The sequence below is a fragment of the Bradyrhizobium australafricanum genome (genome assembly GCF_020329495.1).
Lineage (GTDB): Bacteria > Pseudomonadota > Alphaproteobacteria > Rhizobiales > Xanthobacteraceae > Bradyrhizobium > Bradyrhizobium australafricanum.
Map to the genome: position 1 here is coordinate 23,154 of NZ_JAGKJL010000022.1, position 24,218 is coordinate 47,371.

General features: G+C 63.7%; 23 protein-coding genes. 6 read left to right on the forward strand and 17 right to left on the reverse strand.

Annotation, left to right across the window (positions count from 1 at the left end):
* Positions 1 to 3 precede the first annotated feature (3 nt).
* The 14 genes from J6525_RS20570 to J6525_RS20635 all read right to left on the reverse strand — a co-directional run bounded on the left by J6525_RS20570 (position 4) and on the right by J6525_RS20635 (position 15,515).
* Positions 4 to 1,965 (reverse strand): hydantoinase B/oxoprolinase family protein, encoded by a 1,962-nt coding sequence (locus J6525_RS20570; RefSeq protein ID WP_225646059.1) that lies wholly within the window; start codon positions 1,963 to 1,965, stop codon positions 4 to 6.
* Positions 1,966 to 1,968: 3 nt separating this feature from the next.
* On the reverse strand, positions 1,969 to 3,996 hold the full coding sequence (locus tag J6525_RS20575; protein ID WP_225646060.1) for a hydantoinase/oxoprolinase family protein: 2,028 nt from the start codon (positions 3,994 to 3,996) through the stop codon (positions 1,969 to 1,971).
* Positions 3,997 to 4,162: 166 nt separating this feature from the next.
* Positions 4,163 to 5,122, reverse strand: a complete 960-nt coding sequence (locus J6525_RS20580; RefSeq protein ID WP_225646061.1) for an AraC-like ligand-binding domain-containing protein — start codon at positions 5,120 to 5,122, stop codon at positions 4,163 to 4,165.
* Between the two features lie 105 nt (positions 5,123 to 5,227).
* Positions 5,228 to 6,193, reverse strand: a complete 966-nt coding sequence (locus J6525_RS20585) for a LysR family transcriptional regulator (protein ID WP_225646062.1) — start codon at positions 6,191 to 6,193, stop codon at positions 5,228 to 5,230.
* A gap of 217 nt (positions 6,194 to 6,410) precedes the next feature.
* A complete protein-coding gene (locus tag J6525_RS20590; RefSeq protein ID WP_225646063.1) occupies positions 6,411 to 7,388 on the reverse strand; it encodes a 5-oxoprolinase subunit C family protein in 978 nt (325 codons plus the stop codon).
* The gene (locus J6525_RS20595) at positions 7,378 to 8,253 is read right to left on the reverse strand and encodes a 5-oxoprolinase subunit B family protein (RefSeq protein ID WP_225646064.1); all 876 of its coding nucleotides are present in this window, start codon (positions 8,251 to 8,253) and stop codon (positions 7,378 to 7,380) included. Before J6525_RS20595 ends, J6525_RS20590 begins: the two co-directional genes overlap by 11 nt.
* A gap of 42 nt (positions 8,254 to 8,295) precedes the next feature.
* Positions 8,296 to 9,696 (reverse strand): acetyl-CoA carboxylase biotin carboxylase subunit, encoded by a 1,401-nt coding sequence (locus tag J6525_RS20600; RefSeq protein ID WP_225646065.1) that lies wholly within the window; start codon positions 9,694 to 9,696, stop codon positions 8,296 to 8,298.
* A 16-nt stretch (positions 9,697 to 9,712) separates the two neighbouring features.
* Positions 9,713 to 9,955, reverse strand: a complete 243-nt coding sequence (locus J6525_RS20605; protein WP_018270951.1) for an acetyl-CoA carboxylase — start codon at positions 9,953 to 9,955, stop codon at positions 9,713 to 9,715.
* Between the two features lie 40 nt (positions 9,956 to 9,995).
* Positions 9,996 to 10,724: a 5-oxoprolinase subunit PxpA gene (gene pxpA, locus J6525_RS20610; protein WP_028345053.1), complete on the reverse strand. Its 729-nt coding sequence runs from the start codon at positions 10,722 to 10,724 to the stop codon at positions 9,996 to 9,998.
* 89 nt (positions 10,725 to 10,813) lie between these two features.
* Positions 10,814 to 12,001, reverse strand: coding sequence for an ABC transporter substrate-binding protein (locus J6525_RS20615; protein WP_028345052.1), 1,188 nt, complete (start codon positions 11,999 to 12,001; stop codon positions 10,814 to 10,816).
* A gap of 31 nt (positions 12,002 to 12,032) precedes the next feature.
* Complete coding sequence (locus J6525_RS20620; protein ID WP_225646066.1) at positions 12,033 to 13,106, reverse strand: branched-chain amino acid ABC transporter permease; 1,074 nt, start codon at positions 13,104 to 13,106, stop codon at positions 12,033 to 12,035.
* A gap of 3 nt (positions 13,107 to 13,109) precedes the next feature.
* Positions 13,110 to 14,024 carry a branched-chain amino acid ABC transporter permease gene (locus J6525_RS20625; RefSeq protein ID WP_057017115.1) on the reverse strand — a complete coding sequence of 305 codons (915 nt, stop codon included), beginning with the start codon at positions 14,022 to 14,024 and terminating at the stop codon, positions 13,110 to 13,112.
* 1 nt (position 14,025) lies between these two features.
* Positions 14,026 to 14,748, reverse strand: a complete 723-nt coding sequence (locus J6525_RS20630; protein ID WP_225646067.1) for an ABC transporter ATP-binding protein — start codon at positions 14,746 to 14,748, stop codon at positions 14,026 to 14,028.
* Positions 14,745 to 15,515, reverse strand: coding sequence for an ABC transporter ATP-binding protein (locus J6525_RS20635; protein WP_225646068.1), 771 nt, complete (start codon positions 15,513 to 15,515; stop codon positions 14,745 to 14,747). The genes J6525_RS20630 and J6525_RS20635 overlap by 4 nt, the downstream gene beginning before the upstream one ends.
* A 100-nt stretch (positions 15,516 to 15,615) precedes the next feature.
* Between J6525_RS20635 and J6525_RS20640 the strand changes: the two genes are divergently transcribed.
* Positions 15,616 to 16,536 carry a LysR substrate-binding domain-containing protein gene (locus J6525_RS20640; protein WP_076826285.1) on the forward strand — a complete coding sequence of 307 codons (921 nt, stop codon included), beginning with the start codon at positions 15,616 to 15,618 and terminating at the stop codon, positions 16,534 to 16,536.
* Positions 16,537 to 16,639: 103 nt separating this feature from the next.
* Here J6525_RS20640 and J6525_RS20645 read toward each other — a convergent pair whose 3' ends face one another.
* Together J6525_RS20645 and J6525_RS20650 are read right to left on the reverse strand one after the other, a co-directional pair.
* Positions 16,640 to 17,002 (reverse strand): hypothetical protein, encoded by a 363-nt coding sequence (locus tag J6525_RS20645; RefSeq protein WP_225646069.1) that lies wholly within the window; start codon positions 17,000 to 17,002, stop codon positions 16,640 to 16,642.
* Positions 17,003 to 17,010: 8 nt separating this feature from the next.
* The gene (locus tag J6525_RS20650; protein WP_225646070.1) at positions 17,011 to 17,541 is read right to left on the reverse strand and encodes a hypothetical protein; all 531 of its coding nucleotides are present in this window, start codon (positions 17,539 to 17,541) and stop codon (positions 17,011 to 17,013) included.
* 66 nt (positions 17,542 to 17,607) lie between these two features.
* On the opposite strand from J6525_RS20650, the gene J6525_RS20655 reads away from it, so the two are divergent.
* Positions 17,608 to 18,219, forward strand: a complete 612-nt coding sequence (locus tag J6525_RS20655) for an exopolysaccharide biosynthesis protein (RefSeq protein ID WP_225646071.1) — start codon at positions 17,608 to 17,610, stop codon at positions 18,217 to 18,219.
* Positions 18,220 to 18,327: 108 nt separating this feature from the next.
* Positions 18,328 to 18,600, forward strand: coding sequence for a DUF2312 domain-containing protein (locus J6525_RS20660; protein WP_016842183.1), 273 nt, complete (start codon positions 18,328 to 18,330; stop codon positions 18,598 to 18,600).
* 216 nt (positions 18,601 to 18,816) lie between these two features.
* Here the strand turns inward: J6525_RS20660 and J6525_RS20665 are convergent, their stop codons facing one another.
* Positions 18,817 to 19,392, reverse strand: coding sequence for an alpha-ketoglutarate-dependent dioxygenase AlkB (locus J6525_RS20665; protein ID WP_225646136.1), 576 nt, complete (start codon positions 19,390 to 19,392; stop codon positions 18,817 to 18,819).
* A gap of 527 nt (positions 19,393 to 19,919) precedes the next feature.
* Between J6525_RS20665 and J6525_RS20670 the strand changes: the two genes are divergently transcribed.
* The 3 genes from J6525_RS20670 to J6525_RS20680 all read left to right on the forward strand — a co-directional run bounded on the left by J6525_RS20670 (position 19,920) and on the right by J6525_RS20680 (position 24,215).
* Positions 19,920 to 20,906 carry an ABC transporter permease gene (locus J6525_RS20670; RefSeq protein ID WP_057017121.1) on the forward strand — a complete coding sequence of 329 codons (987 nt, stop codon included), beginning with the start codon at positions 19,920 to 19,922 and terminating at the stop codon, positions 20,904 to 20,906.
* A 59-nt stretch (positions 20,907 to 20,965) separates the two neighbouring features.
* Complete coding sequence (locus tag J6525_RS20675; protein ID WP_225646072.1) at positions 20,966 to 21,988, forward strand: sugar ABC transporter substrate-binding protein; 1,023 nt, start codon at positions 20,966 to 20,968, stop codon at positions 21,986 to 21,988.
* A 115-nt stretch (positions 21,989 to 22,103) separates the two neighbouring features.
* Positions 22,104 to 24,215 carry an ABC transporter permease gene (locus tag J6525_RS20680; protein ID WP_225646073.1) on the forward strand — a complete coding sequence of 704 codons (2,112 nt, stop codon included), beginning with the start codon at positions 22,104 to 22,106 and terminating at the stop codon, positions 24,213 to 24,215.
* The last annotated feature ends 3 nt before the right edge of the window (positions 24,216 to 24,218 follow it).

Genomic DNA, 24,218 nt, shown 5'->3' on the forward strand with positions numbered 1-24,218 from the left:
CAATCAGCCCGCTTTCCACATCGCGACCGAGCGCCGCTCAAACACCTCGCGGAACTGGCGCGTGGATTCGGGAAGCAAGGCACCGGTGCCCCAATCGAGGATCACCGCGTGCTTGCGGATCGCGTCGAGCGCGTCGATTGCCCCGCTGCGATAGCGTTGCGCCACCAGCTCCGGATCGAGCCGAACATTGGCAACGCGCTCGGAGCGGATCTTCGCACGGAGCGCCTCGGTCGCGACCTTGTCGACCTCGTAGTTACAGAGCTCGGCGTCGATGGTGTGCACCACGACGCCATAGTCCTTGGCGGCACGCTCGACCGAGACATAGTCGTCCTTGATATCCTCGACGACGAGGTTCGGATCGCGCTCCAGCGGATCGCCAAATCCGCCGCCGCCGGCGGTCGGACGCGAGAAAGTGTCGCCTTCGCCGATCGGGACGTCCGAGAAGATCGAGCCGAGCCGCTCCGCGGCCGTGCTGCCGGCGCGCTTCAGGGTCAGGCCGTGCGGCATCGACGGCAGGCCGCCCTCGATGCCCCACACGATCGCGCGCTCGCGGTCGCAGATATAGGAGATCACGGTTTTCTCGGCCTGCAGCATCCGCGACGTCTTCACCACGCCGGCGCCGCCGCGCCACTTGCCGGGGCCGGGCGAGTCCTTGAGGATCTCGCATTCGGTGGTCAGGATCGGGTTGGCGCGCTCCTGGCCTTCGACCGGCTGCGACATCAAGCCGGTGCCGAAGCAGGCGGTCGTGACATTGCTGCCATCCTTGCCGTTGCGCCCGCCCCAGCCGCCGGGCAGCCAGTCATAGAACATGAAGATCGGCTTGTCGGAGCTGCGGGCATCGAGCCCGCCGGTGAGCAGATATTCGAGATTGAACGCGCAAGCGAGCGCGCGCTTCGGCATCAGCTTCGACCACATTTCGTAGATCGAGTTCATGATCTTCTCGAACGGCATCAGAAAGCCGGTGACCGCGATCGGCCATTTGGCGTCGACGATCGATCCTTCGGGGGCGATGATCTCGAAGCAGCGGTAGAAACCGGAATTGAGCGGCAGGTCGGGGAAGAAAGTCTTCATGCCGGCGGCAACGGCAGAGAAGGTTGCACCGAACGCCGAGTTGTAGATGGAGCCGATGGTTGGATGGCTGCCGGTGAAGTCGTAGATCGCGCGATCGCCCTTGATCGTCATCTTGATGCGGATCGGGATCATGCCTTCGCCGCCGGCCGGATCGCGGTCGATGAAGTCGACGGTTTCCCATTCGCCGTCGGGGAGCGCCGCGATGCGCTGGCGCGCCGAACGCTCCACATAGTCCTGGACGGCGGCAAGCCCGGTCTCGACGGTATCACGGCCATATTTGCCGACCAGTCGCAGGATCTCGCGTTCGCAGACGGCGGTGGCTTCGGCCTGTGCCTGGATGTCGCCGATGATCGAGGCCGGGTCGCGCGTGTTCGAGGCGATCAGATGCGCGACGTCCTTGCGCAGGCCGTTCTTATCGAACAGCCGGACCGGCGTGATGCGCAGGCCCTCGCGGAACATCTCGCGGGCGGCGACGTCGAACGATCCCGGCACGCTGCCGCCGACGTCGGACCAGTGTCCGTTGGACTGGCTGAAGGCGATGATCTTGCCGTCGGCGAAGATCGGACGGATCAGCCGCACGTCGGAGAAGTGCGTGCCGCCGGCATAGGGATCGTTGATGGCGAAAACGTCGCCCTCATGCATGTCGCCTTCGAAATGGCGCATGACATCCTTGCAGGTGAAATGCAGCGTGCCGACGTGGACGGCAATATCCTGGTTGCCCTGCGCGGCACATTCGCCGTTGGCGTCATGCAGCGCGCTCGAGAAGTCGCGATTGTAGATGACGAAGGAGTAGCAGGTCCTCAAGACCTGCTCGCCCATCTGGTCGACGCTGGTGATGAAGGAGTTCTTCAGAACCTCGAAGGTCACGGGATCGAGCGGGAGAGCTCCGGCCATGGTTCACTCCTTCACGCGGATGATGATGTTGAGATATCTGTCGACCTCAGCGGCGGCGCCGGGCGGGACGACGGTGGTGGCATCGACCTGCTCGATGATCGCGGGGCCTTGAAAGGAGAAGCCGCAGGGCAGGTCGTCGCGCCGATAGACGGGTGTATCGAGCCCGCTGCCCTCGAACCAGACCCTGCGGCGGCTGACCGGCTCGGGGCTAGCGCCGGTCGGCTCGTGGACGGCAAACTCGGCCTTAGGGACCACCCCCACTGCCTTCAGATTGAGACGGAAGAAGCTGACCGGTGCGCTGTCGCGGCGGAAATTGTATTCGCGCTGATGCTCGGCATGGAAGCTCTGCACCAGATCGGCGATCGCGCCGATTGGCCGCGGCGCGTTGACGGCAAGCGAACGCCACTGGCCGCGATACATCATGTCGATCGAGCGCTGCAGCACGATGTCCTGCTGCGCGACGCCCTCATGGGTCAACCGCGTGAGCGCGGCTTTCTCGAGCTCGGCGAACTGCGCCTCGATCTCGGTGGCGTCGGCCTCGGCGGCGTCGGCCATGCAGCTCTGCGAAAAGTCGTGCTGCATGTCGACGAGCAGGCAACCGAGTGCCGAGGTCACGCCGGGATTGGGCGGTACGATCACGACGGGAATCGCCAGCTCACGTGCGACGTCGACCCCATGCAGGGCACCGGCGCCGCCGAACGCCACCAGCGCAAAATCGCGTGGATCGTAGCCGCGACTGATCGAGATCAGGCGCACCGCATCCGACATGTTGGCATTGGCGACCTTGACGATTGCGTCTGCGGCTTCATGCAGGCCGAGGCCGAACGGCTTGGCGACGCCGCCCTCGACCGCTTGCCGCGCCAGCTCGGGGTCGAGCTTGACTTTGCCGCCGGCGAGATCGGTACCAAGCCGGCCGAGCGTCACATTGGCATCGGTGTTGGTCGGCTGCGTATTGCCGTTGCCGTAGCAGGCCGGTCCCGGATAGGCGCCGGCCGATTGCGGGCCGTTGCGCAGCGAGCCGGCCGGATCGGTCCAGGCCAGCGAGCCGCCGCCGGCACCGATGGTGAGCACCTCGATCGATGCGAAGCGGATCGGATAGCCGAACTCGATGTGCCAGTCCTTGGTGATCCGCGACTGGCCCTCATAGGCGAGCGACACGTCGGTCGACGTGCCGCCCATGTCGAGGCCGATCGAATTGGGGAAACCGCAAAGACCGGCGATATGGCGGCTGGCGATGGCCCCGGCGGCGATGCCGGAGCCGGCAAGGCGCGCCGCAAAATCCTTCACGCTCGCCGGCGTCATCACGCCGCCGCCGGTGTGCAGCAGCAGAAGATCGCGGGTGTAGCCCTCGTCCGAGAGGCGTTCGCCGAGCCGGCTGGTGTAGTTGACGACGACCGGGCTCACCACGGCATTGGCGACCGTCGTCGAGAACCGCTCGTGCTCGAAGATTTCGGGAAGCACCTGCGAGGAGATCGAGACCGGAATATCGGGCATCTCGGCCAGCAGAATATCGCGCATGGCGCGCTCGTTGGCGCCGTTGAGATAAGCGTTCATGAAGCACACCGCGACTGCGGCGACGCCGCGACGCTTGAGGATGCGGGCGACGCTGCGCGCGGCTTCGACGTCGAGCGGTTCGATCACCGTGCCGGCAGCATCGACGCGTTCGGGCACGGTGAGGCGGTCGCGCCGTGGCACATAGGGCCGGACCACGTCCTTGTAAGTGTCCCAGAGGTCTTCCTTGTTGGCGCGCCGGATCTCGATGACGTCGCGGAACCCCTTGGTCGTGACCACCGCGGTGCGCGGCAGGCGGCGGGTGATCAGCGCGTTCGTGGCAATCGTGGTGCCGTGCGAGAACAGCGCCACCTTGGACAGGTCGATGCCGGCCTTGGATACGCCGCCCATGATCCCTTCGATCGGATCGCGCGTGGAGGAGGTCTTCTCGATGCGCACGAGACCGGTCGTCTCGTCCATGATGCAGATGTCGGTGAAGGTGCCACCGACATCGACGGCCACACGAAGGTTCTGCGCCATGCCTCTTCCTTTCGAACGAGCGTTTCGCCGATCTTAGGCAGAGCGGCGGCCTTCGTTCTTGACGCTGAGCGCAGGAAGATTTGTGCGAGAGAGCGAACCGTGCCGGTGCCCCTACATGCCCAGACCGGCGGCGGTGTGCCTAAGAATCGATCAGCAGGGCCAGTCTTCAGGAGTTGGCTGTTCGCGAAATCGCGCGCGCCTCGCTCGGGGTGCATCCGAACCGGCCGCGATAATTGCGGCTGAACTGCGCCTGGTCGGCAAAGCCCCATTGATAGGCGATTTCCGAAATGCTCTTGCGGCAGTTCGCATCGCGCAGCAGGGCGTCGCACATTGAAAGGCGCTGGTTGCGGATATAGGCGCAGACGGTCAGGCCTTCGCCCTCGAAGATCTGGTGCAAATAGCGCAGCGAAATGCCGCAGCCGTCGGCGATCATCTGCGGCGTCAGCCGCATATCGTCGAGGCGGGCCCGGATGAACTGCTCGCAACGCAACAAATGGCCGTTGCGCACGGAGGATGAGTGACCGGTCAACACACGGTCGTCGGATTCAATGGCCATCGCAAGCAGCTCGATCAGATGCTTGCCCATCATCGTGCGCGCCGTCTCGTCCATTTCGTCGATCCGTTCACCGGACAGGCGCAGCGTGTCGACGAACAGCGCGCCGACGCTGCGGCTGGCGTCGAATTGCAGCGTCGCAAGGCGCTCGGGCCGGGAAATGCGGGCGCGCAGCACCGCGCTCGGGATCTTCAGACACCACAGCGCCGTCGGATCCTGATGGCTGAACTCGTAGGGTAGGTGGCTGCGCTCGATCAGGAACGCGCCCGGGCGGCAATGCACCACCTTGCCGTCCTGCTCGAAACGGATTTCGGCGAGTTCGGGCACCGTGATCAGGAAGGATTCCTCCCGCTCGCTCAGGAGATGCCGCTCATGCCGCTTGTACAGCAGGCCGTTGGCGATGTTGCGGGACACCGAGACAGGGCCCATCGACCAGGCGCCGAGGCGCGCATTGAAGTCGCGCGTGCTCGGGAAGCGCAGGTCGAGCGAGTAATAGGTCTTCGAGACGACCTCCTGCCAGTACTGGCGGCGGGTCTGCAGCGGGATGTCGTTGGTCGTGTAGGTGACTTGCATGTCTCACTCCCGCCGCCGGCTGTGCCTCCGGTCGTCGTGTCCCCGGGCAAAGTTTGGCGAGGACAGCCGGACGGCGTCAAGTCGAATAAAACGGAAACTGATATTCTAGATTTCGATGGCCTCCTCGGCCTGGTGCCGGTGATCGATGCTGACGGGGGGCCGGGCCGGCCCGACGCCGGCAACCGCAAAGCGCATGAAATCGCGGAAAGCCATCGCAGCCTCCGATGGCTTGGTGTCGCGACGCCAGGCAAGACCGATGTCCATGCTGGGCACCTCGTCCTCGATGACACGGGTCTCGATCCGCTGCCCCTCCAGCGACCAGGGCCGGTAGATCAGGTCGGACAGAATTGCGATCCCCATGCCGCCGGCGACCATGGAGCGAACGGCTTCGACCGAGGAGGTGCGGAACACCGTCTTCGGTTCGAGTGAGGCATTGTTCCAATAGCGCATCGAGGTGTGCTTGGCCTCGTCGACCGTGAGCATGACATAGGGATAGGTCGCGACGTCAGCGAGGTGGACCCGCTCGGCACGGGTCAGGGGATGCTCGGGCGCAAGCCACAGCCGGCGCGGCGATCGCAGCAAGGTCTCGCTGGTGAGCATGGCGTTGTCGCGCAGGTTCGAGACCAGCATCACCGCGAGGTCGAGCGCACCATCGACGAGTGCGCGTTCGAGCACGTCGCGCGGCGCCTCGAACAGCTCGATCGTGATTCCGGGGAAGCTCGCCTTGAAGCGCATCTGATGACGCGGCAGAAAGTAGCCCGACACGGTGTAGGTGACGCCGACGCGGATCGTCCCGAACAGGGGGCCGGCGGACATCTGCGTGTCGCGCACCGCCTCGGCGACGGCGGCGAGGATATGACGGCCCTGGGAGAGGAAGCGGCTGCCCTCCATGGTGACGGTTACGCCGTTCGGCGCGCGCTCCAGCAAGCGGGCGCATACGGTGGCCTCGAGCTGCTGGATCGCCGCGGTGACCGCGGATTGCGAGACGTTGAGATCGATGGCCGCCTGGCTGATCCGCCCGGTCTCGGCGGCGGCGACGAAGTAGCGGATCTGTTTCAGAGAAACGGACATCGCGGTTGTTCCGATGTTTGCACAACTCATGAGCAGTGTTTCTCAGCCCGAATCTGTCCGCTGCAACTCTCGTGCCGTCCGGCGGAGAGCACGCCGTGGCACAGACCTCAGATGTGCGAGCGCGCAATCGACAGCCACAGGTTTAGACTTGACCATGCGCGATCGCTCCGGCGCCGGCGGCCGAGGTCCGTTGGCAGATGCGGCAGGGCCCTCGCGATTACGCCATGGCGCTGCGAAGCTTGCCCAGCAGCTCGGTCCGGCTCTTGCGTGCCGCAAGCGCCTGATCCATGTCGACCTTGACGAACTTCACCGGCGTGTTGGGCTGAAGCTGACCGATCAGATCCATGTCCGCGGCGATCACGGTGCCGACCATGAAGTAGCCGCCGCCGGATACGGCGTCGCGATGCAGCACGATCGGTTCGGTGCCGCCGGGAACCTGGATCGAGCCGTAGGGATAGCAGGCATCGGTGATGTTGGACGGATCGGAGCCGGCGCCGAACGGCGGTTCGCGCGGAACGAATTCGAGCGCCTTGCCACCCTTGAAGCGGTAGCCGATGCGGTCCGCTTCCGGCGCGACCTTCCAGGTGTCGGAGAAGAAGCCGTTGCCGGCGGCCTCGGTGATGCGGTGCCAATAGAGGCCGGGCATGGCGCGCAGCTCTGTCGGCATTCCCGCCGGTTGTCCGCGTAAATCGTTGGCGACGGTGCGGCCGTCCTTGACCGTTGCGCTGGCATGGCCGACTGGCAATTCGTCGCCGGCCTCGAGCTTGCGGCCCTTGAAGCCGCCGAGCGCACCGAGTGCGTAGGTCGATCGCGAGCCGAGCACCACGGGCACATCGATGCCACCGGCGACCGCGATGTAGCCGCGTGCGCCTCGCTTGAGGAAGTCGAAGGAGAGAATCTGGCCACGCTTCACCTTGAAGCTGGTCCAGGTCTCGCGCGGCTCGCCGTCGAGTTTCGGCGGCAGCTCCGCGCCGGTGACGGCGACCGTGGCGTCTTCGGTGAATTCGAGCTCGGGCCCCATGAACACCGCCTCAAGCACGGCTGCGCCTGCATCATTGCCGACGAGCAGATTTGCGGCGACCAGCGCGTGACGGTCCATGCCGCCGGAGAGCGGGATGCCGATGTGATAATAGCCGGGACGTCCGAGGTCCTGGACGGTGGTCGCAAGACCCGGCTTCAAAACCCTAACGGCCATGGAGAACTCCATCGAGCTTGCTGTTGTAGCCATCAATGTCGCGGTTGAACTCGGTCAGCGAGAACGAGACGTCGCGGATCACGGGCGCAAACCGGCCGGCGTCGACGTCGGCGACCGCGGCGTCATAGGCTGCCCGGTCGATCGGTTTCCATTTCACGATGTCGCCCGGTTTGAACAGGCACATGAAGTCGCGCAAATAGCTGATGGTCTGGTTGGGATCATAGATCGGCATCGGCGTGATGCCGAACATCTGGTAACCGCCGGCGCCGCGCACCGAATAGATGCAGCTGAAACAGCCGCCATGTCCGACGGTGAGCTTCGGCGTATCCGTGCGCGGGCGCAGATATTTCGGGGCCTGAAGCTGCCGCTTGCGCTCGACCATCTGGTAGAGGAAAGGCAGGCCGGCGACGAAGCCGACCATCGAGACGAACCAGGGCGCGCTGGAATGCGCCTTGATGAAGGCATCGACGCTGTCGAGGCCGTTGATCCGCGCGGCGTATTCGAGGTCGGTGCCGTCGGGATCCTGGTGACGCTCGCGGAAGCGCATCAAGGTCTCACGGGTCCAGGGGTCGTTGTAGAGCACGGGAATCTCGATGATCCGCGTCTTGATCACCGGTTCCGATTTCTCGGATGCGGAATCCAGCCGCTTCAGCTCGGCGAGGAGATCGTCGGGCTTGATCCGCTCCGGATCGAACTTGACCTGATAGGACGCGTTCGCCGGACAGATCTCGGTGACACCCTTGATCCTGGCATCGCGCACCGCATTGGTGATGAACAGGCTCTTGAAAAAGGCCTCGAGCGACATCGCTTCGCCGACCTCGGCGAAAATGTGCTCATCGCCGCCGAAGGAAAATCGAGTTTGCATGCTAGCGGCCTCCTGTTGCTGACGGGGCGGATTCTCTCGCCATCATGAGGCGACCTTCGCAGCTGATGGCGGCTGAGCGGTGGCAAGCGTGGCGGCATGGGACTCAAGCCAGGGTTCGAGCCATGCCGTGTGGAAGCGTCCAGCCTGGACGTCGGCGTCGCGCGCCAGCGCCTGGTGCAGGGGCTTCGTCGTGAAAATGCCTTCGACGGTGAGCTCGGCAAGGGCGCGCTCGAGTTTCTTCATGGCGCTCGGCCGATCCTTGTCGTGCACGATCAGCTTGCCGAGCAGGCTGTCGTAGAAGGGAGGCACCGTGTAGCCCTGATAGAGCATGCTGTCGAAGCGAACGCCGTCGCCGACAGGCAGGCTGAGCGCGCTCACCGTGCCCGGGTTCGGCAGGAAGTTTCTGGCAGGATCCTCGGCGTTGATTCGGACCTCGATCGAATGGCCGCTGACGCGCATCTCGTTCTGGCCGATGCGCAAGCGTTCGCCGCCGGCGATCTGGATCATCTCGCGGACGAGGTCGATGCCCGTGATCATTTCCGTGACCGGATGCTCGACCTGGATGCGGGTGTTCATCTCCAGGAAGTAGAATTCGCCGGTGGCGTCGTCGTAGAGGTATTCGAGCGTCCCGGCGCCGCGATAATTGACCGCTCTGGCGAGTGCCACGGCCGAGGTGCAGAGCCTCTCCCGCACAGCCTGGCTGAGCGAGGGCGAGGGGGCTTCTTCCCAGACCTTCTGGCGGCGGCGCTGCAATGAGCATTCGCGTTCGAAGCAATGGATCACGGCGTGTCCGTCGCCGAGCACCTGCACCTCGATATGCCGCGCGCCTTCGATCAGCTTTTCGACGTAAAGCCCGCCGTCGCCAAAGGCCGCGAGCGCCTCGGCCTGTGCCTGCGGCATCAGATGCTGAAACTCCTCGGGCGACCGTGCGATGCGGATGCCGCGTCCGCCGCCTCCGGCGGCAGCCTTGATCATCACGGGGAAGCCGGTTTTCTCGACCAGCGCGAAGGCCGCGTCCGCCGACTCCAGCCGCCCCTGGCTGCCGGGGACGGTCGGCACCCCGGCCGCGGCGGCGGCCTCGCGTGCCGCGACCTTGTCGCCCATCAGCCGGATCGATTGCGCGGTCGGACCGACAAAGATCAATCCCGCCGCTTCGACAGCGGCGGCGAACTCGGCGTTCTCGGCCAGGAAGCCGTAGCCGGGATGGATGGCGTCGGCGCCAGTGTTCCGCGCCGCGGCGAGGATGGCCGCCTGGTTGAGATAGGATTTCGACGCCTGCGGCGGACCGATATCGACCGCTTCGTCGGCGAGCCTGACCGCGAGCGAATCCTGGTCGGCCTTGCTGTAGACCTGCACGGTTGCAATGCCGAGATCGCGCGCCGCGCGGATGATGCGCACCGCGATCTCGCCGCGATTGGCTATGAGGAGCTTCTTGATCGCCATGGCTGGTCGGAGAGCCCTAAACGTCGATTTCGGCGATCGGCTGGCCGGCCATCACGGCATCTTCATTCTCGGCCAGGAAGCGGACGATCTTGCCGGCGATGCCGGCTTTCACCTCGTTGAACGATTTCATCACCTCAATAAGCCCGATCGTGTCGCTCTCGGCGACGGCGTCGCCGTCGTTCTTGTAAACCGGCTTGTCAGGTGCGGGCTTGCGATAAAAGATGCCTGGGAGCGGCGAGAAGATCTGCTGCGTTGCCATTGTTTCCTCTTGAGAGTCTTTGGTTCGTTGCCGCGACGGTTCAGCGCGCGGTGAGATAAGGGCGCACCGCCTCGCGGACGGCTTCGGCGATGGCGACGGCGTTCGGCGTGTCGGAGTGGATGCAGATCGAATCGGAGCCGACCACGATGTCGTTTCCCGCCACCGTGCGCGTCTTGCCTTCATTGACCGCCCTTGCGCATCGGGTGGCGGCGTCGGCCGGATCCTTCGCCTCGTGCTCACGGGTGATGATCAGGCTGCCGTCGGCATTGTAGTCGAGGTCGGCATAGTATTCGGCGACGAAGGCATGACCGCGCCGCTCGTAGACCTTCTGGTGCAACGTTCCCTTCATGCCGAGCAACGGCACCTTGTAGACGTCGGCGGCATCAGCCACGGCTTCGGCGATCTCCTCGTTGCGCGATGCCATGCCGTAAAGTGCGCCGTGCGGCTTGATGTGATTGAGCGCCATGCCTTCGGCATCCAGGAAGGCCTTGAGTGCGCCGATCTGATAGAGCAGGCAATTGGCTAGCTCCTCGCGGTCGATCTTCATCTCCCGGCGACCAAATCCCTGCAGATCGGGCAGCGACGGGTGCGCCCCGACCTTGACGCCGAATTGCTTGGCGAGCTGCACGGTCTTGCGCATGTGATTGAAGTCGGAGGCATGAAAGCCGCAGGCGACGTTCGCGACGTCGATATGAGGCATCAATGCCTTGTCGTCGCCCATCTTGTAGAGGCCGTAGGCCTCGCCCATGTCGCAGTTGATCACGACCATCTCCTGATTTCCTTCCAACTGGCTTTGCATATGACCGGCGAAGGCCACCCCGGGTATGATTGGCGCACCCAGGGCGGCGCATTGCCGGGTTACTTGGACACCAGATAGTCGAGCGGGATCTTTTCCGAGATCGTCCACTGGTCGATCACCTGCGGCTTGCCGGCCTCGGTGTCGACGATCAGGTAGCGACCCTGGTTCTGGTGGTGGATGTCCTTGGTGAAGGTGCGCGGCCCGAACAGCGTGGACTCGTTGTTCATCTTCTCGAGCTCGGCCACGACGGCTGCCGCATCGGTCGATTTGGCGCGTTCGACCGCCTTGGCCCAGACGTCGATCAGGACGTAGCCCGGATAGACGTACTGGCTGGAGGGGTCACCGCCGGTGACCTCCTTGTACTTCTTGTTGAACTCGTTGACCTTCGGGTTCGGATCGTCGCCATAGACCGAGCCCTGCACCGGGACGTAGAAGTTCGAGAGGTCAGGAACGGCGTTCATCCAGTAGCTGCCGTCGACACCTGACCCGTTGAGGATCATCGACTTGATGCCGGCGGCGCGGATCTGCTTGATGGCGGAGACAGCGCCCGGCATCATCGTGCAGAGCATGATGGCGTCAGGCTCCTTCGGCAGGCTCTTGATGCGCGTGATCTGCGAGGCGATCGAGGCATCGTCGTTCTTGAAGGTGTCGCTGCCGACCAGCTTGGCCTCCTTCAGGCGCGGCAGCATCCAGTCGAAGCCGTCGCAGATGCCCTTGTTGTAGACGGTCCAGCTGTCGAGCAGCCGATAGAAGCTGCGTGCGTTCTTCTTGGTGTAAGCCCATTCGGACATGGTCGCTCCCTGCACCGGCGCCAGCACCGAGGCCGAGAACGAGAACGGGCCGACGCCGGGGATGCCGGCCTTGATCGATTCGGCACAGAGGAAGAAGGAAACCTTGCCGGCGGCCTGCGCCTGCAGCGCCGCGGGCGCGCCGAAATCATAGTCGCAGGAGACGATGACGAGGTCGGCACCCTGGTCGAGCACCGCAAGGCCGGCCTTGGCACCCTCGGCCTGATCGGTCTTGGTGTCGGCAAAGACGGGCTTGATCTTCTTGCCGAGCAGGCCGCCGGCTTTGTTGATCTCCTCGATCCGGATCAGCGCCGCGTCCTGCGCCGGCTTGTCGTAGGCTTGCATGAATCCGGATGCCGCGGTCGCAAACCCAACAACGATCTCGTTGGCTGCCCGGGCCGGCGTGAACCAGAGCGCGGATGCTCCGGCCAAGATGCTGAGTAATGTCGTAAAGCGCATATCCCCACTCCTCCAATTGTACAAACAAGCGTCAGTGCAGTTCCTTCAGCGCGGTCTGGACCGGTGGCGTCAGGCGGCGCTGCAACGGCCATCGACGCCAGGAGAATTCCTGGTTGCGGGTCAGTCCCGTCGGCAAATACATCAGGATCGCGATGGTGATGATGCCGATCGCGATCTCCTGGACACCGTTCGGCAGGCCGACGGTGTGACCGCCGAGGCTGATGCCCTTCTCGAGATTGCGGAACAGCTCGATCAACACGGAGATCGCGACCACGCCCGAGACGGCTCCGCTGAGGCTGTACATGCCGCCAACCACCAGCATCGACAGCGTGATGAACGTCGTCCGCAGATAGAATGCGCCGGGATTGACGATGCTCAGGAAATGCGCGTACAGCGCGCCGGCGAGCCCGATGATGAACGCGCTGACGACGAAGGCGATCAACCGTTCGCGGACAATGTCGATGCCGGAGGCGCTGGCCGCGACCGCTTCGTCTCGCGTGGCGCGCAGTGCCAGTCCGGAGCGCGAGATCGAGTAGAGATAGGCGATCGCGATGGTCACGGCGCCGCCGATCCATCCGGTCCAGACATTCATGGTGGGCGGAATGCCGACGATCGAACCCTGTCCGCCCGTCACCGAATCCCAGTTCGAATAGACATTGTTGATGACGCCGAGCAGGCCGAAGGTCGCGATCGAGGCGGCAATGCCCGACAGGCGCATGATGACCCGCCCGACGATCAGCGCGAACAGTGCCGCAATCAGTCCGGATATCGGCGTCGCCACCCACATCGGCAGTTGGGTGTGGAGCAGCCATGCCGGCAGGCCCTTGAGCGTGATCGACTTCATCACCGGCGGAATCGTGAGCCAGGCGGTCATGTAGGCGCCGAGGCACATGAAGCTGATATGGCCGAACGACAGCAGGCCCGAATTGCCGACGAAGACGTAGAGCCCGACCACCACCATGATGTTGATGAACATCTCGACCACGGTGCGGTTGAAGGCCCGGCTGCCGAATTGATAGGAGAGGGCCGCCATGATGAGCAGCGCCACGATCAGCACGATCGGCGTGATGATCGTTTGCCGGATGACGGACGGCCGCTGCGACATCGATCAGACCCTCTGCTTGGCGGATTTCGGTGCGAACAGGCCCTGCGGCCGCACCAGAAGGACGACGATGACGGCGCCGTAGACGAAGGCGTCGCGGAATACCCTGGCGTCATGCGGCAGGGTCGCCTGGAACACGACGCTGGCCGCACCGATCAGGAAGCCGGCGGCAACGGCGCCGGGAATGCTGCCGAGGCCGCCGATCACGGTCGCGATGAACGCGATCAGCATCACATTGGCGCCCATGCCGATGTCGGCGGTGCCGGAATTGGTCGCCAGGATCAGGCCGATCGCCGCCGCCAGCATGCCGCTGATGGCGAAGGCCAGCAGGATCACGCCGTTGGCGCGGACCCCGAGCATGCGCGCCATGGTGAAATTGTCGGCGGCCGCGCGCATCTCGAGCCCGTAGCGCGTGCGCTTGAGGAACAGGACGAGGACCACCAGCACGGCCAGCGTGATGATGATGGTCACGACCTGGAGCATCGGGATGTGAGCGCCGAGGAATTCGACCGGCAGGCCGAGGCTCGGCCACAGCGTGATCGACTTCGGCCGGCTGGAAAACAGCATCAGCAGGAGATGCCGGATCACGAAGCCGAGCGCGAAGGAAGCGATCATCATCGTCGCCGGATTGGCATTGCGGAAGCGGCGGAAGACGACGATCTCCGACAGGATCGACAGCGCGGCTCCGATCAAGAGCAGCAGCGGGATCAACAGATAGAACGGCAGCTGCCCGGCAAAGACGATCGCCGCCGCATCGATCGACGGCCACAGCATGGCGAAGACGCAAAACGCGATGAAATCGCCGTGGGCGAAGTTGACGAGCCGCATCACGCCGAAGATCAGGGCGATGCCGAGCGCGCCAAGGGCGTAGAGGCTGCCGAGGCTGAGGGCATCGAAGATGATCTGGAGCAGCTCGCGCATCTCAATGATCTCCGAAGCCGAAATAGGACTGCTTCAGACGATCATCCCTGACCATATCGGCCGCAGGGCCCTCGAGCACGATGCGGCCGCCGCGGATCAGGACCATCCGTCCGCCCGTCATCATGGCGCGCGTCGAGCTCTGCTCCACGATTAGAAGTGTGAGCTTGCGCTGCGTCCGCAGCCGCACCAGGATCTCGTAGACCTGGTCGATGATCTTTGGCGCAAGGCCGAGCGACGGCTCGTCGATCGCCATGATGCGGGGCGCGGCCATCAAGGCGCGGCCAATGACGAGCATCTGCTGCTGGCCGCCGGAGAGCATGCCCGCCGGGGTGTGGCGGCGCTCGGCCAGCATCGGGAATTCCTCGTAGACCTGATCCAGGTCGTCGGCGATCTTCTTGCGGTCGGCGCGCATGCCGGTTCCGACCTTCAGATTCTCCTCGATCGTCAGCGCGCCAAAGACATTGCGTCCCTCCGGAACCAGGGAGAATCCGCGCCGGGCGATGTCTTCGGGTGCGGCACCCGTGATCTTTGCGCCATCGATCATGATGGACCCGGAGCCCGGTGGCACGACGCCTGCGATGGCGTTGAGCAAGGTCGACTTGCCGGCGCCGTTCGGGCCGGTCACGAACAGGATTTCGCCTTCATCGATCTTCAGCGTCAGGCTGCGGAGAGCCGTCAGGCGGCCATAGCTGACGGTGATGTCGTCGACGGCAAGCAGCGTCATGACGCGACGGCCTCTTCGGCGGCGACCGGAAGCAGCTCGTCGCGCTGCGTACCCATATAGGCGTGCCTGACCGCATCGCTGTCACGGATCTGAGCGGGCGGGCCGGCTTCGATGACCTCGCCGGAATCGAGGACGTAGATCCGCTCGCAGAGCTCGAGCACGAGGCCGATATTGTGCTCGATCAGCAGCACCCCGACATTGAGCTCGCCGGCGATCCGCCGGATGATGGCGGCAAGTTCGCGGCTCTCATGCTCCGACATTCCTGCCGCCGGTTCGTCGAGCAGCAGATAGCGCGGTGTGCACATAATGGCGCGGCCGATCGCGACGCGGCGCTCGTCGGTATAGGGCAGGGCGCCGGCGATGGTGTTGGACAGATGCGAAATGCCGAGCCAGGCCATGACGCGCTCGGCTTCACCGATCGCCTCCGGACGGGATTGGCCCAGGCCGACGCCGGTGACCTCAAGGTTGTCGATCACCGGCAGGTCGCGGAAAAGTCGGCCCGACTGGAAGGTTCGCGCCACGCCTTTGCGGCGCAGCTTGTGCGCTGCAATGCCATTCAGCGTCTCGCCTTCCAGTTCCACGGTTCCGGCGCCAACCGGCTGGAAACCCGTCAGCACATTAATAAGGGTGGTCTTGCCGGCTCCGTTCGGACCGATCAGTCCGGCGATACGTCCCCGCGGTACGGTCAAGGTCACGTTGGACAGCGCCTTCAGGCCTTCGAATTGGACGCTGATATCGCGAGCGACCAACTCCAAACCATCGGACATGACCTCAATGCCTCTCACTCGCGAACCGATGGATTGATTTTTCCGGTCCGCCGGGGGATTGTAAAATTCGAAATATCGTTCGCTGATATCGGAAATTTTTATGTCTCTGACGTTCCGTCAGGTTCGGCATTTCATCGCAACCGCCGAGACCGGGCGCGTTTCGGCGGCCGCGGCGGCGCTCAGCGTGACGCAGTCTGCGGTCACCGCGTCCATCAAGGCGCTCGAGGCCGAGCTCGGCCACAAGCTGTTCGACCGTCACTCGAACGGCGTGACGCTGACCTTTGACGGACGGGAGTTCTTGCAGCGTGCCCGCGCGATCGAGGCCAGCGTATCGGATGCGATACGCGGGCCGCATCGCTGGGGAATGCAAGTGGACGGCACCGTCGATGTCGCCGTCAGCTACACCATCGCTGGATATTTCCTGCCGCCCTTGTTGTCGCGCTTCTGGCGGTCATTCCCGGGCATCACGGTGCGTCTTCACGAGTTTCCGCGCGACGCGATCGAGCAGAGCTTGATCAGCGGTAGCGTCGATGCAGCCATCATGCTGGTTGCAAACTTGCATGACCGGCACTCCATTCGCTCGCGGCTCTTGTTGCGCTCGCCGCGTCGCTTGTGGACCTGCGTCAATCATCCGCTGCTTCGCAAGGACAGCATCAAGCTGGCAGACCTGGCGAGCGAGCCCTATCTGATGTTGACCGTCGATGAAGCCGAACGCTCCGCGATGCGTTACTGGCAGCATACCGCGTACGTGCCGAACGTCATCTTCCGGACCCTGTCGGTCGAAGCGGTTCGCAGCATGGTCGCAACCGGCATGGGAATTACAATCCTGTCCGACATGGTCTACCGTCCCTGGTCGCTCGAAGGACATCGCATCGATCTCAAGACGCTCGATGACGATGTCCACACCATGGATGTCGGGCTTGCCTGGAAGGACAAGGCGAAGCTTTCTCCGGCGGCTCGCGCGTTCTGCGAGTTCGTCGCTCATTCCTATCCCGGATCCGAGCCGGTCCAATTTGAATAGCGGACTTGCCCGTGCCAAGGCAGGTTTGATGATGGATTGGACCGAAGGTTGCCGACACGTGCCTCTGCGCCAACGTCGAACAGGGCAAAGGCGGCGCAGGACGTCAGGAGGTGCCTGTCGGCTTGGACATCGCTGAAAGCGCGCGTCTCAGGGCAGTGGCGGCGACAACGCCTGCGCAGCAGCCGGCACCTTTGACGAATATGTCTTTTATGTAGCCATGCCTGCCGGCGAGCAGCTTTTGAATGAGTTCGAAGCCGACAATGACGGCGAGCAGTGCCAGCAGGATTGGCAGGACATGCTTCGGATAGGCGAGGGAAAAGACGGCTCCGACAACGAATAGGGCGACAAAGCGATCGGCGTTTGGCGATATCAACGTGTGGGGACGAAATGCCATCGTCGTATCGGTGACGATGAAGAGGCCCAGGATCAAACCCCAAGCCAAATATCGGAATGCGGTTTGGGGCATTTCTGAACTCAACGGGCTATGCCGCCGGGCGCGACATTGAGCGGTGCGCCGCCAATCGAAACGGGACCTGAAGGGCTGACGGCCCGAGGCGGCGGCTTTCTCGGCTGCGGGGTAGTTGGCGCGATCGGGGCACGCGGCACCTCGGCCGTAACAGGTGGCGGCGGCGCTGCCGGCGGGGGCAGATGCTGCAACTCCTCGACCTTCGAGGTCAGGACCGCCAACTGGTCGGTAATGGCCTTCAACTGCGCCTGCCCGTCGGCTACCGACCGATCGAGTGCGGCGAGGTCTTCCTCGAGCTTCTGTTGGGCCGCGAGGAGAGTTGGCAACGCCTCCTTGTCGCTCGTCGTCATCGCCTCGCCGGACGATTCGTGGCTGATGGCGGGGACCAATGCCGCGACTTCGGGCCAGGCGTAGACGCTGCCGGCGCCGACAAGGGCGACGACGACGATCAGAAGAAACCACGGCCAGCGGCGGCGACCGGCGGGCAGGGGGCTGTTCGGCGCATGGCCGTGCCACGCCTGGTCGGAATCGTTGTCCATCAATGCTTCCTAGGCGCCTCTGGCATTCGTTGCAATCGATACGGAGTTCGACCATGTTACCGGGTAATGCTTCATTTGCCCGCTCCCCTCTCAGCGCCTACCCGTACTTCCCAGCTCCTCGAAGAACTCGTCGCGCAAGCACCTGACGGCCCCGTCGACCTCGAATGGCTCCTCAGCCATCTGGACAGGCGCTCGTTCGGGTTGCTCCTGCTGTTGCTGGGGCTGCTCGTGATCGTCCCCGGCGTGGCCACAATTGCGACGCTGGCCCTCCTGTTTCCGGCGGTCGAGATGATGTTGGGGCACAGTGCTCCATCTTTTCCTCGCTTCCTGTCGAAGCGGCCGTTCGACTTCAAGCGATTCAAGCGGTTCACCGTCAGGGCGGGCCCGCTGCTGCGCGCGATCGAGAACATCAGCCGGCCGCGCTGGAACGCGCGCCATGACGTGACTGACCGGCTTGTTGGGTTGGTCGTGTTCCTGCTGGGTCTGTTGGCGGGCTGGCCCCTGCCTCTGGTCAATGTCATTCCCGGGATTGTGGTCGTCCTGATCGCGATCGCTTACCTGCAGGAAGATGGTCTGCTGCTGGCCGTAGCAATGGCGGCCGCGGTGATGTCCCTGCTTGGCCTTGGATGGACGCTCTGGACGTCGGCCGCGGCCGTGATCAGCTGGATCGCGGTCTGAAATACCGCGGCAAGCCGCGGAATAGACGCGCTACAGGACCGATGGAGCTTAAGACATTGGTTATCACTTTGCTTTCATTTTCACCGCCTCATTCAACAAAGAGGCACCATGTCTGACATCACCATTCCCGGCGGAAAAATTCGTTCCTTCATCGAGCGGATCGAGAATCTGGACGCTGAACTGCAGGAACTGAACGAGCAGAAGAAGGAAGTGTTTTCGGAGGCCAAGGGCGAGGGTTTCGACGTGAAAATCCTCAAGGAGATCGTCAAACTGCGAAAGCAGGACCAGGATGAGCGTGACGAGCGCGAATCGCTGCTCGATCTCTATATGCGCGCCATGGAAACGGCACCGGCCGACAAGGCTGCTGCGAAAGCGGCGTGAGACGCCCGCTGCGTTCCCCGCGATCGACACTCCGGGGGCGCGCGATCTCTCGGCGGACGAACTTCCCAAGTTCGTCCGCCCCCGTCCCATCAACCATTCGCGCGGCGTTGGTCGCACCTTCCGCTCATGATTGCGTCTTCCGATCGGATCGAAGTAGCGCTCGATCAGGGTTGATGCGGCGATGCGCAGCGGAGCGCTGGAACCGGCAATCCAAGGTCATCGCGACGCTTTGGCGCCCCGCACCGTTTCGACCATGGTTCGGAAGGTGATCGAGTATCTGGGGGCCTCGACCGGCGGAATGCTGTGCTCCCATATCTGCCGTGCATCACCGGCCATCAGGTAGAGTGATCGGGGCGCCGCATCGAGCGTGAACCGCTCCCATCCGTTTTCCGTCCGGCGTCGGAAGCGGAACTTGCATGCGGATCCCAGGGACAGTCCGAAAATCCTGTCGAAATGCGGCTTGTCGCGGTGCCAGCCGATACCGACGCCGCAATCATACTCGGTGCACAGGATCTGCCCGATCTCGGTCGACGCGCCGCCGAAGGATTGGATCGCGGCGACGATGCCGCTTAACCAGGAGGGGATCGGTTCGGCACATTCCAGTCGGCGCGACCCATAGTCGTACCGGTAGCCGAACGAAGCCACGCGGCGCTTGCCTTCGAACTGTCCGAACTGGAAGGGGGCAAGCGGAAGTGCCCGGATGTGGCGGATGAGTTCGCCCTCGGTCGCTTTGGAGATGAAATCCGGCGCGTAGTGTAGACCCGCCGGTCCTGCGGCGGGCGCATCGAACATCGACAGTTGCTCGGACAATCTGGTGCCGTCAGTGATTGCGAACCTGCCACGCATATGGGCGCGCCGAGACAGAATTCAAACCGGCCGTCAGTTCGCTCGGGCTTCCACCTGGCGCGGCTTCGATGGGCGAAAGGCGGCGTCAAAGCTCGGTCTCGGCATTCTCTTTCGCCACGATCTTCAGGCCTTGGCCAGGAGCGATTGCCGCAACGTCGTCGGCTTCGTTCCGTCGCCGCGGGTGACGGCGCTATGAGGACCAGTTGACCTTAGGGACAGGCTCTCAAGCCGAATGTATCCAATATAGCAATGTCGGCTTCAAGAGGACCGATCGAGCTCGGAAAATGCGCTTCGATCGCGGCCGCCAGAATATACATTTATCTATGTAGATAGAGATAGTTATGGAGGATTTCAGGTGTGAATATCTCCTCCGGTCAAACCAGCTACTGTCCAAATCTTGGATACGGATGTTGACTTCTGGATACATTATGTTCAATTTCCGCCCACAATAAAATCAATCCTGGGAGGACCCGGTGACCGGCAGTTCGGGCGCGCGCGGGGCGAAATTGACGCAGACGACGGCCGTGCTGGTGATGTGCGCGGTCCTGATCGTCATTTTTTCGATCTTCCTGAAGGGCTTCCTGACGCTGGGCAATCTGTTCGCGCTGGCGCGCAACATTTCGATACTCGGCATTCTCGCGCTCGGCATGGCCGTGGTCGTGATCGGGCGTGGACTGGATCTGTCGCAAGTCGCCTCCTTTGCCGCTTCCACCGCGATCGCGATCATCCTGATGAACTCGGGCTACGCGACGCCGGTCGCGCTGCTGATCGGCTTCGTGATGGCGATCGCCATCGGCATTCTGAACGGGTTTCTGATCTCGGTGATCGAGATGCCGCCGCTGTTGACGACGCTGGCGTCGAGCCTGGCGGTGCTGGGGATCGTGCGCACCACAGCGGTGCAGCACTATGTCGTCTATCTTTCCAAGGGGCATGACGAATTCCTGCGGCTCGGCGGCAACATCTGGGGCGGCGTTCCGATCTCGATCCTGATCTTCGCGGCCACCGCGGTCGTCGTGCATCTTTTCCTGTCGCGCACCGTGATCGGGCGCTTCGTCTATGCCCATGGCGACAATCCCGACGCCGCGCGTCAGACCGGTCTGCCGACCCGCCCGCTGACCATGATCGAGTACGCGCTGTGCGCTGCGATCGGATATGTCGGCGGTGTCGTGATGGTCGCGCAGACGGCGCTGATGCATCTCCAGGTCGCGGAATCGACGATCATTTTCGACGTCATCATGGTTGTGGTGCTCGGCGGCGTCAGCCTCGTCGGCGGCCGCGGCAACGTGATGAGCGTCATCGCCGGAACGCTGCTGATCGGCGTGCTGCTGAACGGCATGACCATCATGGACATGGACGTGCAGACCCAGAACATCGTCAAGGGTGTCGTGCTGCTGATCGCGATCCTGCTCGATTCCCGGCTGCATCCGCGCGACGAGGAGACGTCGAAGCAGGGCGATTAAAGCTCTGCATCAACCAACGGGCCGCAACAGTCGGCCGACATAACAGGGGAGGAATTGACATGACGAAAGCTGTGCACAGAAGGGCGTTTGCCGGCATCGGGCTGGCGGCGATGGTGGCAACCGCCGCGCTGGTGGCGGCGCCATCGCAGGCGGCCGGGCCGCGCGACCAGCTGCGCGACAAATTCGACAAGTCGCTCAAGGGCAAGACGGTGGCCTGGTCGCCGGTCTGGATGGGCGTTCTGGAATCCGAATGGACGCGCGTGATGAAGGATCGTTTCGACGATTACGGCATCAAGCTCGTCACCCGCGACGCCAACATGAAGTCCGACATCCAACTTCAGACCGTCAGCGACTATATCAACGACAAGCCCGACGTGATCGTGGTGCAAAATCCGAACGTCACGCTGCTCGCCAAGGAGCTCAAGCGTGCGATGGACGCCGGCATCTATGTCGTGCAGGTCAACATGGCGTCGAACACCCTGACCGATGCCTATGTCGGCGTCGATGCCAAGGATCTCGGCACCAAGATCGGGCGCGAGGTCATCAATCAGTGTGGCGGCGGCAAGGGCTCCGGCGAGGTTGCGATCCTTGAAGGCGAGGCGACCGCGGCCTATTCGCTCGACATGAAGAATGGCGCGATGGAGGTGTTCAAGACCGACCCGTCGATCAAGGTCGTATCGTCGCAGCCGACCAGCTGGGACGCCAACAAGGCCGGCGACATCACGACAACCGTGTTGCAGCAGCATCCCAAGCTGTGCGGGATCCTCAGCGTCTGGGGACCGCAAACCGCGGGCGCGGCGCAGGCGATCAAGGCGGCCAACATGGGCGACAAGGTGAAGGTGTTCGTCGCCAGCGACGGCCAGCCTGCCGATTGCGATCTGCTTGAGCAAGGCGCGTTCTCCGCGAACCTGTCGTATCGCGCCGACGTGCAGGGCCAGACCATCGCCGACGCGGTGATTGCGCTGTTGCAGAGCGGCGACAAGCCGGGCGCGAAGAACATCGCCTATTACACGACTCCCGCCTGGGTGAAGTCGAAGGACGATCGCATGTACTGCTTCAGCATCCCGAAGGGCGCGAAGTAAGTCGTTCCGGCGCCCGCGCCCACTGCGGCGCGGGCAGGCCGGAGCTGTCGATCCCAATCCCCTGCGTCGTCCCGCCGTTCGGCCGCTTCCGAGCCGAGCCCGCCGGAGTCTGTTGATGAAGAGCCTGCAACGAGCCTGGCACCGCCATTCGCCCCAGTTGTTCCTGGGCGAACTGCTTGAGAAGCGCTGGATGGAGCCGATCATTCCATTCACGCTGACGATCGCGGTTTTCCTGGCCTTCGCGATCATGATCCCGCGCTACCTGACGGCGGGCAGCCTGCAGGAACTGATGCGGAATTTCGCGGAGCAGGGCATGGTCGCGGTCGCGATGGCCTTCTCCGTGCTGTCGGGCGGCATCGACCTGTCGGTCGGCGCGGTGTTCGCGATGTCGAACTTCCTCGCGCTCTATCTGTACCTCATCCTCGGGCTGCCGCTGCCCGTGACCATCGTGCTTGTCGTCCTGTTCGGCGCGGCGATGGGCGCGATCAACGGCGGCCTGATTGCCTACGGCAAGACCCGGCCGTTCCTGACGACCCTCGTCGTCCTCATCATCGTCCGCGCCGCCTACAACAAGGTGACGGTCGCGTTCACGAACGAACTCGCGAGCATCGACAGCGGGTCCCGTACGTGGGACTTCATGGGCTCGGGGAGGGTTCTCGGCATTCCCTTCAACATGCTGGTGCTGATCCTGCTTGCGGTCGGAACCCACTTCTTCCTCACGCGCGTCAAGCCCGGCGTCCACATCATGGCGGTCGGGTCGAGCCGCAAGGCGGCCCGCCACGCCGGCGTCAACGTCAAGCGCGTGCTGTTCTCCGCCTATGTGATGTCGGGCGCGATCGCGGCGCCGGCGGGGATCCTCTATGCCGCGCGGCAGAGCAGCTCGGGCACCGACACCGGCGTCGGCTGGGAGATCAACGCGCTGGCCGCGGTGGTTCTCGGCGGCATCAGCCTGGCCGGCGGCCGCGGCACCATCGCGCGCGCCGTCATGGGCGCGGCGATCATCTTCGTGCTGACCAGCGGCATGGTCCGGCTCGGCATCTCCGGCAACCTGACGACCGCCATCATCGGCATCATCCTGCTGCTTGCGGTCGGCTTCAACGTGAAGTGGGTCAAGAACAAGGGCAAGGTGCTGCAAAAGGTCTACGTCACCCCAAGCTGGGTTGATTTCGAGCCGCCGCCGTCGGTCGAGCGGGGCAGCGGCACGCCGTTCGCGGAGAACGATCGCCTGAAGAACGCGGAAGCGATCGCGCTCAACATGATCGAAGGCCCGGAAGACATCATCCTTGACCGCAAGGACAACCTCTACACCGTCAACCGCAACGGTTCGATCATCCGCTTTCTCGCGCCTGACTATACCGTGCGCGAGGAATTCGCACGCATCGGCGGCCGGCCCCTCGGGTTAGCGTTCGATCGGGATCAGAACCTGCTCGTCTGCATCGCGGGCATGGGCGTTTACGGTGTGAAGCCCGATCGTTCAGTCTTCAAGGTCACCGACCGCACCACGCGCACGCGTACACGCCTCAAGGACGATTCGCGGCTCTATCTCGCTGACGACCTCGACGTCGCGCCCGACGGCAAGATCTATTTCAGCGAGGCCTCGACCCGCTATGAACTGACCGACTGGGCGCTCGACGGCTTTGAGGGGCGCGGCAACGGCCGGCTGATCTGCCACGATCCGAAGACCGGCACCACCAGGACGGTCCTCAAGAACTTGACGTTCCCGAACGGCATCTGCATTTCGCATGACGGTCAGTCGGTGCTGTGGGCCAGCACCTGGCTATGCCAGATCAATCGCTTCTGGATCGCCGGCCCGAAGGCGGGCACCAGCGAAATCCTGATCGACAACCTTCCGGGCTATTGCGACAACATCAACCGCGCCTCCGACGGCAAGTACTGGCTCGCCTTCGTCGGCCTGCGCACGCCGGTCTACGACCTTGCGATGCGCAACCCTGTTTTCCGCACCCGCATGGTCAAGCAGATCCCGCCGGACGAATGGCTGTGTCCGGGCATCAACTACGGCTGCGTGGTCAAGTTCGACGACAACGGCGTGGTGACGGAATCGCTCTGGGATCCGGGCGGGCTTTCGCATCCGACCATCACGTCGGTCCGTGAACACAAGGGCTATCTCTATATCGGGGGTCTGGAGAACAACCGCATCGGCCGCATCCGCCTGCAGGACGCCGACCCGACCTGGGAAGCGCACAAGTCCTATTGGGGAAGGGCCTGAGCC

Excerpts from the sequence above, each read along its gene's own strand:
- J6525_RS20655 (WP_225646071.1), top strand. The coding sequence starts at position 17,608 with ATGCTTCATTTGCCCGCTCCCCTCTCAGCGCCTACCCGTACTTCCCAG.
- J6525_RS20675 (WP_225646072.1), top strand. The coding sequence starts at position 20,966 with ATGACGAAAGCTGTGCACAGAAGGGCGTTTGCCGGCATCGGGCTGGCG.
- J6525_RS20620 (WP_225646066.1), bottom strand. The coding sequence starts at position 13,106 with ATGTCGCAGCGGCCGTCCGTCATCCGGCAAACGATCATCACGCCGATC.
- J6525_RS20595 (WP_225646064.1), bottom strand. The coding sequence starts at position 8,253 with ATGCAAACTCGATTTTCCTTCGGCGGCGATGAGCACATTTTCGCCGAG.
- J6525_RS20625 (WP_057017115.1), bottom strand. The coding sequence starts at position 14,024 with ATGCGCGAGCTGCTCCAGATCATCTTCGATGCCCTCAGCCTCGGCAGC.
- J6525_RS20650 (WP_225646070.1), bottom strand. The coding sequence starts at position 17,541 with ATGGACAACGATTCCGACCAGGCGTGGCACGGCCATGCGCCGAACAGC.
- J6525_RS20590 (WP_225646063.1), bottom strand. The coding sequence starts at position 7,388 with ATGGCCGTTAGGGTTTTGAAGCCGGGTCTTGCGACCACCGTCCAGGAC.
- J6525_RS20630 (WP_225646067.1), bottom strand. The coding sequence starts at position 14,748 with ATGACGCTGCTTGCCGTCGACGACATCACCGTCAGCTATGGCCGCCTG.
- J6525_RS20575 (WP_225646060.1), bottom strand. The coding sequence starts at position 3,996 with ATGGCGCAGAACCTTCGTGTGGCCGTCGATGTCGGTGGCACCTTCACC.
- J6525_RS20605 (WP_018270951.1), bottom strand. The coding sequence starts at position 9,955 with ATGGCAACGCAGCAGATCTTCTCGCCGCTCCCAGGCATCTTTTATCGC.
- J6525_RS20665 (WP_225646136.1), bottom strand. The coding sequence starts at position 19,392 with ATGTTCGATGCGCCCGCCGCAGGACCGGCGGGTCTACACTACGCGCCG.
- J6525_RS20585 (WP_225646062.1), bottom strand. The coding sequence starts at position 6,193 with ATGTCCGTTTCTCTGAAACAGATCCGCTACTTCGTCGCCGCCGCCGAG.
- J6525_RS20640 (WP_076826285.1), top strand. The coding sequence starts at position 15,616 with ATGTCTCTGACGTTCCGTCAGGTTCGGCATTTCATCGCAACCGCCGAG.
- J6525_RS20635 (WP_225646068.1), bottom strand. The coding sequence starts at position 15,515 with ATGTCCGATGGTTTGGAGTTGGTCGCTCGCGATATCAGCGTCCAATTC.
- J6525_RS20615 (WP_028345052.1), bottom strand. The coding sequence starts at position 12,001 with ATGCGCTTTACGACATTACTCAGCATCTTGGCCGGAGCATCCGCGCTC.
- J6525_RS20580 (WP_225646061.1), bottom strand. The coding sequence starts at position 5,122 with ATGCAAGTCACCTACACGACCAACGACATCCCGCTGCAGACCCGCCGC.
- J6525_RS20570 (WP_225646059.1), bottom strand. The coding sequence starts at position 1,965 with ATGGCCGGAGCTCTCCCGCTCGATCCCGTGACCTTCGAGGTTCTGAAG.
- J6525_RS20645 (WP_225646069.1), bottom strand. The coding sequence starts at position 17,002 with ATGCCCCAAACCGCATTCCGATATTTGGCTTGGGGTTTGATCCTGGGC.
- J6525_RS20660 (WP_016842183.1), top strand. The coding sequence starts at position 18,328 with ATGTCTGACATCACCATTCCCGGCGGAAAAATTCGTTCCTTCATCGAG.
- pxpA (WP_028345053.1), bottom strand. The coding sequence starts at position 10,724 with ATGGTCGTGATCAACTGCGACATGGGCGAGGCCTACGGCCTCTACAAG.
- J6525_RS20680 (WP_225646073.1), top strand. The coding sequence starts at position 22,104 with ATGAAGAGCCTGCAACGAGCCTGGCACCGCCATTCGCCCCAGTTGTTC.
- J6525_RS20600 (WP_225646065.1), bottom strand. The coding sequence starts at position 9,696 with ATGGCGATCAAGAAGCTCCTCATAGCCAATCGCGGCGAGATCGCGGTG.